Source organism: Pseudoalteromonas sp. SANK 73390 (assembly GCF_054966645.1).
In genome coordinates this window covers 1-13,598 of the sequence record NZ_ARPN01000131.1, presented here as the reverse complement: position 1 = coordinate 13,598, position 13,598 = coordinate 1, and the positions used below count along the sequence as shown (strand labels likewise).

General features: G+C 41.5%; 10 protein-coding genes and 1 pseudogene. 9 read left to right on the top strand and 2 right to left on the bottom strand.

From position 1 onward, the window contains the following. Positions 1 to 123 precede the first annotated feature (123 nt). The 8 genes and pseudogenes from SANK73390_RS18300 to nth all read left to right on the top strand — a co-directional run bounded on the left by SANK73390_RS18300 (position 124) and on the right by nth (position 8,787). A complete protein-coding gene (locus SANK73390_RS18300; RefSeq protein ID WP_462767844.1) occupies positions 124 to 2,067 on the top strand; it encodes an EAL domain-containing protein in 1,944 nt (647 codons plus the stop codon). Between the two features lie 194 nt (positions 2,068 to 2,261). Beyond that, positions 2,262 to 2,843, top strand: a complete 582-nt coding sequence (rsxA, locus tag SANK73390_RS18295; protein ID WP_070993143.1) for an electron transport complex subunit RsxA — start codon at positions 2,262 to 2,264, stop codon at positions 2,841 to 2,843. A gap of 2 nt (positions 2,844 to 2,845) precedes the next feature. Next, complete coding sequence (gene rsxB, locus SANK73390_RS18290) at positions 2,846 to 3,400, top strand: electron transport complex subunit RsxB (protein WP_261591777.1); 555 nt, start codon at positions 2,846 to 2,848, stop codon at positions 3,398 to 3,400. A 9-nt stretch (positions 3,401 to 3,409) separates the two neighbouring features. Then, a pseudogene (gene rsxC, locus SANK73390_RS18285) lies at positions 3,410 to 5,753 on the top strand (electron transport complex subunit RsxC). After that, positions 5,750 to 6,808 (top strand): electron transport complex subunit RsxD, encoded by a 1,059-nt coding sequence (gene rsxD, locus SANK73390_RS18280; protein WP_462767843.1) that lies wholly within the window; start codon positions 5,750 to 5,752, stop codon positions 6,806 to 6,808. Before rsxC ends, rsxD begins: the two are co-directional and overlap by 4 nt. After that, positions 6,805 to 7,443, top strand: coding sequence for an electron transport complex subunit RsxG (gene rsxG, locus SANK73390_RS18275; RefSeq protein ID WP_462767842.1), 639 nt, complete (start codon positions 6,805 to 6,807; stop codon positions 7,441 to 7,443). The genes rsxD and rsxG overlap by 4 nt, the downstream gene beginning before the upstream one ends. Further along, entirely contained in the window at positions 7,440 to 8,138 is a 699-nt protein-coding gene (locus SANK73390_RS18270) for an electron transport complex subunit E (RefSeq protein WP_462767841.1), read from the top strand. The genes rsxG and SANK73390_RS18270 overlap by 4 nt, the downstream gene beginning before the upstream one ends. Positions 8,139 to 8,154: 16 nt before the next feature. After that, positions 8,155 to 8,787: an endonuclease III gene (gene nth, locus SANK73390_RS18265; protein WP_462767840.1), complete on the top strand. Its 633-nt coding sequence runs from the start codon at positions 8,155 to 8,157 to the stop codon at positions 8,785 to 8,787. A gap of 159 nt (positions 8,788 to 8,946) precedes the next feature. Here the strand turns inward: nth and SANK73390_RS18260 are convergent, their stop codons facing one another. Together SANK73390_RS18260 and SANK73390_RS18255 are read right to left on the bottom strand one after the other, a co-directional pair. After that, complete coding sequence (locus SANK73390_RS18260) at positions 8,947 to 10,374, bottom strand: serine hydrolase domain-containing protein (RefSeq protein ID WP_462767839.1); 1,428 nt, start codon at positions 10,372 to 10,374, stop codon at positions 8,947 to 8,949. Positions 10,375 to 10,443: 69 nt separating this feature from the next. After that, the gene (locus SANK73390_RS18255) at positions 10,444 to 11,364 is read right to left on the bottom strand and encodes a winged helix-turn-helix domain-containing protein (RefSeq protein ID WP_462767838.1); all 921 of its coding nucleotides are present in this window, start codon (positions 11,362 to 11,364) and stop codon (positions 10,444 to 10,446) included. Positions 11,365 to 11,917: 553 nt separating this feature from the next. Here SANK73390_RS18255 and SANK73390_RS18250 point away from each other — a divergent pair. After that, complete coding sequence (locus tag SANK73390_RS18250) at positions 11,918 to 13,519, top strand: methyl-accepting chemotaxis protein (RefSeq protein WP_462767837.1); 1,602 nt, start codon at positions 11,918 to 11,920, stop codon at positions 13,517 to 13,519. Positions 13,520 to 13,598 lie beyond the last annotated feature (79 nt).

Here is a 13,598-nt window from a genome sequence, read left to right as displayed (position 1 = left end):
ATGACATTTCAATAGACATGCAAGTACTTTTCGACTACTCTACATCAGCATAAATAAAAACAAAAATTTGATTTAATGCAACTTTTCTTCCCTCGTTGATAGATTAAAAATAATGGCTGGATAATGGCTAGTTTCAAAAAACTCATATTACTACAATTTTTTTCATGGTTAGTCTTTTCACTTTTAGGCGTACTATTTTTTGCATCAAGCTTTGACGCAGCTGTCAGCAAAGCTCAACAAAGTGCACAATCAATGGTTACACAGTACATCCACAATAAAACCATTGCTGATGTTACCCCTGAGCATATTCAAACAGCTTTAGCCGATGGAAAAGTATTCTCTACCTTTATTGTGCGTGACTTTAATGGTGAAACAATTCTCAATATTAACCAACCTCGTTCATTACCTATTTTGAGCAGCCTGATCGAGTCGAATATTAATGCAGTACGTCCGCAATTTTCAGTAAATCAAGCCAAAGATATTAAAATAGAGTTTGTTATTAATGCCCAAAGCCAAGGCCAAATGTTACAACAAGCTATGCTACTAACGTTTGCTGTCACTGCCCTACTGGCATTTATCCCTATTTTTTACATGCGTACTATTTATCGACGACTCATACGCAATGTCAGTACAACAGTAGCAGATGCCGTTGACGTGTATATTACTCGAAATCAAAACTCAACTAATATTGATAGTGAATTTGATACCGAAGAAATGCAATCACTTGGCGCAGACTTAACTCCTTCATTTAAGCGCTTGGCACATTTTTTAAAGAGTAAAGAACACGATATCAAAAGTGCTGCACAAAGTATTAAACAAGAAGCCTATAAAGATGTTATTACTGGTCTTGGTAACCGTAATATGTTTGTTGAATACTACGAACATAATATTGAAGCGGTAGCAAAAAAGACCTTTGGTAGTCTCGCGATGATTCGCTGTAGTGAGCTGCAGATAATCAATCAAACTCGTGGTTACCAAAAAGGGGATGAATATATTAAAGCAGTATCTGACATTATTAAACATGTCAGCGGTACCTATACAGGGAGCCAAGTATTTCGCTTGAATAGCTCTGACTTTGCCGTGATCTTACCTAATGCACCTTCAAAAGATGCTGAACTTTTTGGCGAAACCTTACAAGCCCGATTTACTCAATTTCAGCAAAACCAAGAGCTAAGCTCTGTCGCTAACACAGGTATTGTCCCTTATGAGACGGGCAAACCATTAGGTGAGCTGCTTTCTGTAGTTGATAACGCGATGAGTATGGCACAAAGCAAACAAGCAAATGCATGGCATATGCAGCGTGAGTCTGACCTAATGAATAATGTAGGCGCGGGGTTTGGTAACCAAAACTGGCGTAAAGTAATTAGCGAAGTTATTAGCTCTAAGCGCGTTGCATTAATGATGCAAAATATCATGCCTGTTGGTAAGAACACCAAAGCATACGCTGAAATTCAAGCGCGTTTTAAAACTGAAGAAAACCAAATGCTACCGACAGCATCATTCTTAGCAATGGCTGAGAAGCTTGATATGGCCATTGATATTGACCGTTTGATAATTGACAGCTCTCTTGAATTAATAAAAACCCGTAACTTAACAGAGAAGTATTTTGGTATTAATGTTACTGCATCAAGTGCGCATAGTGATCAATTTGTGATTTGGCTAGAGCGTCGACTATTAAAAGATGCCAATATCGCTTCGAAACTAGTATTTGAGGTCAGTGAATTTGGCTTACAACAAAATATCAAAGCGAGTAAGCGCTTTATTGATATGATTCACCGTGTTGGAGCACGAATTACCGTTGAGCGATTTGGTGTTGGTTTGACTTCATTTAAATTTTTCAGAGACTTGAAGCCTGATTTTATAAAAATGGATGCCAGCTACACGCGCGGACTAGAAGAAGATAAAAACAACCAATACTTTATGCGCTTAATGGTCGACCTTGCACACCGTATTGGCGTAAATGTATTTGCTGAAGGCGTTGAAACACAAGAAGAAAAACATATTGTTGAAACGCTTTGTCTTGATGGCGTGCAAGGTTACTATATAGAAAAGCCAAAAGAAATTTAAGACACGTTCTAGCGCTAAAAATAAGGCCATTTCTTGGCCTTATTTTGTTTAACTGCAAAGGTGTCAACAAATTAAGGCACTAAGCCTAGTTCTGTTTTTTAAAATCATTGATTTTTATTATGATCTTGGTGGACATAATTGTTAAAATCAGCGCCATCTAAAACACACCTTAGTTTTTCACTATAGGGGCTGTAATGACTGAATATATAATGTTGCTTATCGGTACGGTGCTGGTAAACAACTTCGTACTGGTGCAATTTTTGGGGCTATGTCCGTTTATGGGCGTGTCTGGAAAGTTAGATACTGCTGTGGGCATGTCACTAGCAACCACATTTGTACTAACTTTAGCCTCTGTTACCAGCTATTTAGTCAACCAATATATCTTGTTGCCACTTGAGCTTACTTTTTTAAGAACTATGAGCTTTATCCTTGTGATCGCGGTTGTTGTCCAGTTCACCGAAATGGTGGTACGCAAAACCAGCCCGACATTATATCGATTATTGGGGATATTTTTACCCTTGATCACCACCAACTGCGCCGTATTGGGTGTTGCATTACTCAATATCAAAAAAGATCACACTTTTATAGGCTCTGCCGTATATGGTTTTGGCGCTGCGGTTGGTTTTTCTTTAGTTTTAGTGCTGTTTGCCGCTATGCGTGAACGTTTGGCTGCTGCTGACGTACCTACCCCATTTAAGGGTGCTTCTATAGCCATGATAACCGCAGGCTTGATGTCACTGGCCTTTATGGGCTTTTCTGGATTAGTGAAATTATAATAATGACTTTGTTTTATGCTTTAATTGCGTTGGGCTCATTAGCGCTGATATTTGGCCTAATACTGGGCTATGCCGCAGTAAAATACCGTGTTGAAAGTAACCCCATTGTTGACCAAGTGGACGCCATTTTACCGCAAACACAATGCGGCCAATGCGGTTATCCTGGCTGTCGCCCATATGCCGAAGCAATTGCCAATGGTGATGAAGTTAACAAGTGCCCGCCCGGCGGTGAAGCTACCGTTAAAAAACTCGCTGATTTAATGGGCGTGGAGGCAAAACCTTTAGCCGGTGGCGAAGAAGCCGAGCCTGTCAAAACAGTTGCGTACATTCGCGAAGATGAGTGTATTGGCTGCACAAAGTGCATTCAGGCCTGCCCTGTTGATGCCATTGTTGGCGCCACACGACAAATGCATACCGTAATTGATGATGAGTGCACTGGTTGCGATTTATGCGTAGAGCCATGCCCCGTTGACTGCATTGATATGCTGCCTGTTGAGCAAACCAAACAAACATGGAAATGGCAATTAGATGCCATTGCCGTGAAACAAATAGATTAAGAGGTTTAAGTGGACTCGTTAGTTGAACAAATCGAACGTGGCACCCTGTGGCAGTTTCCAGGCGGTGTGCACCCACCTGAACAGAAGTCATTGTCAAATCAACTGCCTATTGCTCGACTGCAACTACCAGATAAAATTGTACTCCCCCTTAAACAGCATATTGGTGCCAATGGCCAATTACTTGTCAATAAGGGTGATAAAATACTGAAGGGTCAGCCGCTTACAAAGCCCAGTGCAAACTGGTCTTTACCTGTTCACGCGCCAACATCTGGCGAAATACTGGATATCACATCTGCGCCTTCTGCGCACCCATCAGCTTTACCAGAGCTAAGCATTATTATAGTGCCAGACGGTAATGATATGTGGTGCGAGTTAGCGCCTGTTGACGATATTACACAACTGACCAACAAGCAGTTAGTTGATATTTTACATAACGCTGGCATTGCAGGTATGGGAGGCGCAGGCTTTCCAACCTATATCAAGGCCGATAGCCACCAAGCTATTGAATACTTGATAGTCAATGGTGTGGAATGTGAGCCATATATCACCGCCGACGATTTGTTGATGCAAGAACACGCAGCCGAGATAGTGCAAGGCATTGAGATAATGCAGCAACTATTAAAACCACAATATGTGTTAGTAGGTGTTGAAGACAACAAGCCGCAAGCCATTGCCGCTATGACACAAGCTTGTGAGCACAACAACAGTATTTTAGTACGTGCGATTCCTACTAAATACCCTTCTGGCGGTGAAAAACAGCTGATCCGCGTTCTGACTTCAAAAGAAGTGCCAAGTAGTGGTATTCCTGCAGACATCGGTGTGTTAGTGCAAAATGTAGGTACTTTATTTGCCGTAAGTGAAGCGGTAAATAAAGGCAAACCATTGATTGAACGTGTGGTTACCGTAACGGGTAATACAATTGATAAGCCACAAAACGTATGGGCGCTGATTGGCTCTGAAATTAAACACCTTCTCGATAGCCAAGGCTTTACTCCCGTTGCTGAACAACGTGTGATAATGGGTGGCCCGATGATGGGCTTTACCTTACCCACGGTACGTATTCCAATCGTAAAAACCACTAACTGTATTTTAGCACCAGACAACCAAGAGCTTGTAGAGCCCGGTGATGAAAAAGCCTGTATTCGTTGTAGCGCATGCGCAGACGCTTGCCCACAAACGTTATTGCCACAACAGTTACAATGGTTTGCTAAAAGCAAAGATTTCGAGAAACTTGAAGAATATAATCTATTTGACTGTATTGAATGCGGCGCTTGCTCTTACGTTTGCCCGAGTGAAATTCCTTTAGTGCAATATTACCGTGTTGCCAAAGCTGAAGTTCGAGAGCAAAAACTAGATCAGATAAAAGCTGAACGTGCTAAAGAGCGCTTTGAAGCACGTAAAGAGCGATTAGAGCAAGAGCAACAAGCTCGTCAAAATAGGCACAAACGTGGCGCATCAAGAGCCACTAAACCAGAGGTAGAAAAAGCCAAGGTCGCTGATGCACTCGAAAGAGTAAAACAAAAGCAAGGTGATAAATCAGCCGTTCAAGCCGCTATTGAACGTGCTAAAGCCAAAAAAGCCGCTGATGGCAGTTTAGAGCCTGATAATAGCGAAATAGCGCAAGAACGCGCTAAACGTAAAGAACAAGCTCGCTCGTATAAGGCACAAAAGCAAAGCACTGAAGACACTCCTGCAAATACAGATGATAAAAAAGATGCTGTGGCGCAGGCCATTGCCCGCGCTAAAGCTAAAAAAGCTGCCAAACAGGCTGAAGAAACCACATCGAGCGTTGAGCCTGAGCAAGCGCAACAAAATAGCGAAAACAACGACCACGCAAAGCCGCCGTTGCAGCCGCCATTGCCCGCGCCAAAGCTAAAAAGACGCCAAACAGGCTGAAGAAAACACATCCAGCGTTGAGCCTGAGCAAGCGCAATCAAGTAGCGAAAACGACGACCCGCGTAAAGCCGCCGTTGCAGCTGCTATTGCCCGTGCCAAAGCTAAAAAAGCCGCCAAACAGGCTGAAGAAAACACATCGAGCATTGAGCCTGAGCAAACGCAACCAAATAGCGAAAATGACGACCCGCGCAAAGCGGCCGTGGCAGCCGCTATTGCCCGTGCTAAAGCTAAAAAAGCCGCCAAACAGGCTGAAGAAAACTCTCAGACGACAAATACCCATAGTGAGTCGATGCAGCCAGTAAGTGAGCTTAAGCCAACAGATAACGCGCAAACTGAACTAGATAACAGTGAACTGCTTACACCACAGCAAAAGCGCCAAGCAGCAATCAAGGCAGCTGTAGCGAAAGCTAAAGCCAAAAAACAAGCCAAAGAACAAGAAGGAAATGATCCGTCATGAAGCTAACCATGGCCTCATCGCCCCATAACCACAGCCATAAAAATGTTAGTAAGCTGATGTTAACTGTGGCTGCATGCTGTATACCAGGCATTATCGTACAGTGTTACTTCTTCGGCTTTGGTGTAATAGTGCAATTGCTTATCGCACTTGTCACGGCTAGTTTAAGCGAAGCGTGTATGCTAAAAATACGCAACCGCCCTATTTGGCCTGCTCTTAGTGATGGTAGCGCTTGGTTAACAGCCGTGTTGTTGGCTATCAGCATTCCACCTCTAGCACCTTGGTGGGTCATCGTCATTGGCACCCTATTTGCCATCGCTATGGTTAAACAATTGTATGGTGGATTGGGTTTTAATTTATTTAACCCAGCGATGGCCGCTTACGTGTTATTGCTTATATCGTTCCCAGTGCAAATGACCAGCTGGACTGTACCGAGCGAACTAATAGCGCAGCCTATAAGCCTTATTGATACTCTTTCGCTGATTTTTTTAGAAGCGAATACGGCAGGACAAAGCCTTATCAGTGCAATGGTAACTGTTGATGGCTCCACCATGGCAACCCCTTTAGATACCGTTAAAACAGCAGTATCGCAAAACCTAACCGTTACTGAGGCAATGTCTGGCAAACAGTTTGGAGAGCTTGCAGGTATTGGTTGGGCTTGGGTTAATCTGGCTTATTTAGCTGGCGGCTTATTTTTATTAAAAGCCAAAATAATTAATTGGCATATTCCACTGGCTATGTTGGGCAGCTTAGCGTTTTGTGCTGCTATTGGGTTTATCATTGCCCCTGGCAGTCAAGCTGGCAGCGTGTTTCACCTGCTCAGCGGTGCCACCATGTTAGGTGCATTTTTTATTGCCACAGACCCTGTTTCTGCCTCAACCACCAATCGTGGTCGGTTAATTTACGGCGCGTGCATTGGCCTGCTGGTATACCTTATCCGTAACTTTGGCGGCTATCCTGATGCTGTCGCCTTTGCTGTGCTTATCATGAATATGGCTGTACCGCTGATTGATCACTACACGCAACCCAGAACGTATGGCCATGGAGCAACAAAATGATAGCGCAATCTATGTATCGCAATGGCGCACTTTTAACTGCCTTTGCTTTGGCAACAACAGGGAGTGTTGCGCTCGTTCAGTCAATAACCGCAGAACGTATTGCATTACAAGAAAAGCAACACCTAATGCAACTACTTGGGCAAGTATTGCCAGCTGATGAGCATGACAATTTATTGTATCTAGATTGCACCACCAGCAATGCACCAGAGCTTGGCCCTGCGGGTCCTCATATTATTTATCGCGCCACTAAAGCCGGCAAGCCATCCGCTTTACTAGTTCGCCACATCACACCAAAGGGTTACAGTGGTAACATTGATATTTTAACGGCCATTAAATCTGATGGCAGTATTGCGGGTGTTCGTGTCACTCGCCACGAAGAAACTCCCGGTCTTGGTGACAAAGTTGAGCTGGCCAAATCAGCTTGGATACAATCATTCAATGGCATGAGTATTAATAAAGATAATATTCAACAATTTGCAGTAAAAAAAGACGGTGGTCAGTTTGACCAATTTACTGGTGCCACTATCACTCCCCGCGCTGTTGTAGGGTCTGTCAAACAAGCCGTTATGTTCACCCAAGAAAACTTTGCCGCCTTATTTGCAGCTGACAACGTTTGTAATGGAGATGCGCTATGAGCCAAGTAAAAAACTTATTTAAAGAAGGCATGTGGGTTAATAACCCAGCCCTTGTGCAGCTATTAGGCCTATGCCCTTTACTCGCAGTTACCAGCACAATTACGAATGCCCTTGGACTTGGCATTGCCACACTATTGGTACTTGTGGGCTCAAATGTAACGGTGTCTTTAGTTAGAAACTGGGTGCCTAAAGACATTCGTATCCCAGTTTTTGTGATGATCATCGCTGCATTTGTTACCATTATTCAACTATTGATGAATGCTTATACCTTTGGTCTATATCAATCTTTGGGTATTTTTATCCCTTTGATTGTCACTAACTGCGCTATTATCGGACGCGCCGAAGCGTTTGCTTCAAAGAACAATGCACTCCTTAGCGCATGGGATGGCATTATGATGGGGTTAGGTTTCGCTATCGTTTTAGTGGTACTTGGCACCATGCGCGAGCTAATTGGCCAAGGAACCCTATTTGATGGTGCGGATTTATTATTAGGCCCATGGGCTGCTAACTTACGCATTGAAATTTTTGAGTTTGATAGCCAGTTTTTAGTGGCAATTTTACCACCCGGTGCATTCTTAGGAATGGGCTTATTAATTGCCGCTAAAAACGTAATAGATGCGCAAATTAAAGCCAAATCAGCACCGAGTACCGAACCTGAAAAAGCGCCACGCGCCCGTGTAACCAGCTTAACGTAAACAATAAGATACCGCTATGAACAAACAAAAACGTATAGAAATACTCACCCGACTGCGAGATGACAATCCTCATCCAGAGACCGAGCTTGAGTATTCATCACCTTTTGAATTGTTAGTTGCAGTTACCCTATCCGCTCAAGCCACTGATGTGGGCGTAAACAAAGCCACCCGAAAATTATTTCCAGTTGCTAACACGCCACAACAAATCATAGACCTTGGTTTAGAAGGATTAAGAGATTATATAAAAACCATTGGTTTATTTAATTCAAAAGCCAATAATGTTTATAAGATGTGCCATATATTAGTTGAACAACACAACTCTATTGTACCCGAAAACCGCGAAGCCCTCGAAGCGCTCCCTGGGGTCGGCAGAAAAACCGCTAATGTTGTGCTTAATACCGCTTTTGGCTGGCCTACTATAGCGGTAGACACCCACATAGACCGCGTATCGAACCGTACCAAATTTGCCATGGGTAAAAACGTGGTAGAGGTTGAGAAAAAGCTTGAAAAGGTGGTGCCTGCGGAATTTAAAGTCGACGTACACCACTGGTTAATTCTACATGGCCGCTATGTTTGTACTGCTCGTAAACCCAAATGCGGTTCTTGCCTGATTGAAGACTTGTGTGAGTTTAAAGAGAAAACTGAGTAGACAAAGCCTGCTTTGTGCCAGAAGCGGTCATTCAAGGCGTGAACCTGAAACTCTGTTGGGTGGCGCCTTCGGCTTAACCAACCTACCTTTTAACGTAGGTCGGATAAGTGTCGAAACCACGCCATCCGACAAAATTGATGACTTCACTAGTTCGCATACTCAATCAAACAGTTTAATTGAGTATGCTTTATCTTTATTGACCTTGGCTTTAAAGTTATTGTTTTTACCTTCAAACGCCGTTATGCCAACCTTATTTACCATCAATAACCGCTGACCTTGCTCGGTGGTATAGACAAACACAGGCCACTGTTCAATTGGGTCTTTACTCACATTAAAGGTGTTTAACCAATGTGAGTAATCAGTCGTTGCATCTGTCAATAAACATTTATTTTCTTGGCAATTTGTTATGCCTTTTATCTGATTACCATTATTACTAATTTGATATTTAGCATTGCTTCTCATCTGGGCCTTAGCTTCATCAATATAAAGCCCAGCTAAAGCAAACACTAACTTGTCAATTGACGATATCCAGCTGCTATTAGATAAAAAAGCGATACTTAAATTATGCTCAGGAAATACAGCAAGCATTGAGCGAGCCCCCGGTGTAGCTCCAGCATGGTGATATACTGTGCGTCCATGCGAATCCTCAGCAATACGCCAGCCAAAACCTACGCTAAATTGTTGGCTTGTTACTGGGTTTGCATTTTGAGTTGTTGTTGGCGTAAACAGTAATTGATGATAAAGCTTTTGTGCCTTTACTTTTTTTAGCACCTGCCCGCCAAAAAGGGCCAAATCACTTGCTGACGCGTAAAGTCCTGCCCCGAAAACACTGTATGATTTTTCTCCATAGTCAATTTCTTTTGCACCACTTTTACGAAGTTCATAAAGCTGAGAGCTGCTATTGTGAAGGTTGTTAATATTCTCAATTGCGGGGGTTTCTTTACCAGTCCAACGAGTCACGAAGTTTTTAATACCCATTGATAATGGTCGTTTGGTTATTTTTTCGTATAAAGCACCTGCTAATGTATAGCCGTGAGTTGAATAATAATATTCAGCACCTGGGCGTGTGAGTAAATCTCTATTTTTGAGTGTTTTTACTGCTTCAAACGCGGTATCAAAATGTTCACTATATATATCAAAATCTTTTATTTGATAATGTGGCATGCCTGAAGTATGTGACATAAGCTGCCTCACTGTGATGTCGTGATATTTTTTATTAAGTTCAGGGTAATATCGGCCAATGTTTACATCTGGGTCGAGCTGATCATTGACGACTAATTCCGCTAACATGGTAGCACCTATGATTTTTGACACGCTGGCTAATCTAAAAGTAGTGCTGGTTCTTGCGGGTGTTTTGTTTTTTAAATCAGAAAACCCTGTTGCTGCCGAGGCTATCAACTCTCCTTTATGCACTACGGCAACTGAAAAACCAGGCACTGCGGTTACTTCATTCAAACTGCCGAGCAGTTTTATTAGCTCGCGTTCATAGTTTTGCCTTTTGTCGTGTTGAATTTCATCGTGATTTTTTGCGCTAGACATTGGCGAATAAATAATCCAAGCCAAGACGATAAATAATTGTATTTTCATATCATGCTCCTTTTTCTTCATTGAGCATGTATTTGTCTAAAACCGCTAGTTAAAAAGGGTTATGAATGGTTATGTTGGGTTAGCAAGCGCCTTTAGTGTTGACCAAATAGGTGCTTTAGCATATTCACGCTGCTGTTTATTCAAATATAATTTTCCCGATGACATTAACGCTTCAATGCCGCTTAACTGTGATTGAAATGTGGGTATTAGCTGTGAAGTTGTTGATGTTGAAAACGTATTAGCACGCAGCACAGTTGCAGTCGCGGGCTCAATTATGGTTAGTTTTATGATTGTTTCTTGGTTAACTTTTATTACTTCAAAATAGCTAATTAGCGCTACTCGCTCTTTTCTTGCTTGGGTAGGTAAGGTTAGTTCTTGTCGTTGGTTTGACAGTATAAGTTGAATACGCTGCGCACCGTTGGCTTGGTTTAGTAAACCATCCCATGTTTGGTAAATGCTTAACGCATCTTTTGACATTTCGTTAGGAGGAATATTGGTCCACAATGCAAGTCGATTATTGCTGTTCGCTTTATCATGATTTAATGACAGAGCACTGTAGTAAATTAATGCTGTGATCATTAACAGTGTGGCCAAGGATATACTGAGCACATTTTTATTTAACCCAGATATTTTATCCGACTTTATATTTTTTGGTGGTTCATTGATTGAGGTTTGCTCAGTAAGTGTTGCCACTTGTTCAATCAGTAAGCGATAACCTTCTCCTCTTACCGCTTTGATTGATAAGCCTGTTATTGGCGATTGCTCTAATGACTTTCGTAACACAAATACGCGCTGTTTTAAGGTATCAGGGCTAACAGCATTGTTTGGCCATACGCTCGCCATTAACGATTTATTGGATAAAATTTGCTGTGGCGTTTGCGCCAGTGCTTGCAGCAACTTAAAACTTAATGGATTTAAAGTCGCTGATTGATTGCCTTTAATAACAAGGTAATTTATTTCATCAAATTTTAAAGTACTTTTCTCTATCATGAGCAATAAGTCATCCTAAACTAGCGCATCTTTTCTAAACCACTAAAAGTGTATCAGGTCATTATCAGTGGTAATAGAGTTAAACTTGGCTGATTTTGCATGGCCTCTGCGTATGTTCTGCAAGTAGGCTTTAGTACCGAAGCTGTATATCGAAGACTTGTGTGAGTTTAAAGACAGATTAGCTTGACCAATTAGCTGACAGAAAAAGTTAAACCTTAATGACAATCTAGAGCAGCACTTACAAGAAGTACCATAAAAATGGAAAAACATTACAATTTTACAAGCGCTTTCTCATATTTCAGGCACCCATGAGTACCCTCAAGAAAGCATGACCAACCTAAGCGGCATAGACGCAAAATCTCACGCTGAAAACCATCCTACTACCTGAGCGAGATACTCAGCACAAAAAAACAAGACACGCACTCGTCGCAAGTTGTTGTAAAAATAGGAAGCCTAGAAACATTAATTCGTTCTATTTTAATCGAATTTTTAACAATTTGAGTATATGTTTAATATTTAGCATTTAAAACATTACTAAGGGTGCCTTTTCATTATGTGGTTTAACCTCAAAATTAGTCAAAAGAAATTGGCGGAACAGATAGTAATTACTCACCAGTGCGCTGCTATCATCATCAATAATGCAAAACAAGTTATTGCTGCGAATCATGCGTTTAATCAATTATCTCAGCAATTAGGTTATGCTCAACATGAACAGGCATTTAGTGCGCTGGCGAATAGTTATGACAAAGCCAGTGGGATTATTAAGTATAATAACGAAGTTCATCTTAGCGAGCATATTGTTGCACTTACCCTTAAAGGCTTAGAGTCTTGCTCGTTATATTTGTTTGATAAGGTGCCTAACACAATAATCGGTGAGAAAAGCTGGCAGAAACTACTCTCTTTAAGCGAGGATTCTTATGCTGTTTTTGATAAAGACAATAAATTAGTGGCTGCAAACTTAGATGCTATTAATGCTAACAACACTTACTTAGACCCCGATGACCCCGCACTGTTAAGCACAATACAAAGCGCTTTTAGTCATAAATCTCATCAGCTTTGTTTATCTGAACAAGACGCTATTTATTACAAGGTAAATAAATCTCAACTTGACTCACCAAGAGGTAAATTAACGGCATTCGTATTAGTCAAACAAACTGTAAATACTGATTTCAAACAGTTTGAAATGCTATCAGCGGTGGTAAGTAACACCAGCACCAGCGTTTTGATTACTGATAAGAATGGCCTAGTAGAGTATGTAAATCCTGGTTTTGAAGCGCTTACAGGGTACACACTTGAAGAAGTTAGAGGTAAAAAACCTGGCGATTTTTTGCAGCGTAAACAAACTGATAAAGAAACGGTTAAGCGCATATCGCAAAAACTCAAAGCAAAACAGCCTTTTTATGAAGAAATACTCAATTTTGATAGGAATGATGTGCCATATTGGATTGTCTTATCAGTAAATCCTATTTTTAACGAAAGGGGCGAGCATACAGGCTTTGTAGGGGTAAGCTCAGATGTACGAGATATAAAAAGGCAGGTATTAGAACAGATTGATCAAAGGGATGCGATTAGTAGTCACTCTGCAGTCCTTGAGTTCAGCCACAATGGCCAGTTTGTGTCAGCTAATGATTATACCAAAGAGCAATTAAAACTGAGCGACGATAAACAGTTACAGTCAGTAATGGGCAATTTAAAAGATCATTTAGATAAATCAGGCGTTGGCATGATTGAAAATGGGCAGCCTGCTGCTGTAATGATGACGTTAAATCATCAAGGAAATGAAGTTACACTTGACTGTATCATTTCTGCTATCACCAACTTCAAAGGCGATATTTCTAAATATATTGTTTTTGGAAGTAATGTCTCTTCACGCAACAAGGTAGTCACGGAAACTCATCACTCTATGTCTACGGTACTAACTAAAATTCAAACCACGGTAACAACAATTAATGCCGTTGCCGACCAAACCAACTTACTTGCCCTTAATGCTGCTATTGAAGCTGCTAGAGCGGGTGAAGCAGGTAGAGGTTTTGCCGTTGTGGCTGACGAAGTGCGTAGCCTTGCTAAAACCTCAAATGAAGCAGCGGTTCAAATTGGTCTATTGATTAAAGAAACCCAGACTCATGTTGATGAATTAGCTTCATTTTTGAGATAGAAAGTAACTTCATCCTGAACCACACTACTCGTCACCCTGAATTTATTTCAGGGCCTTGTTTTAAAAGTGATAAAACCTA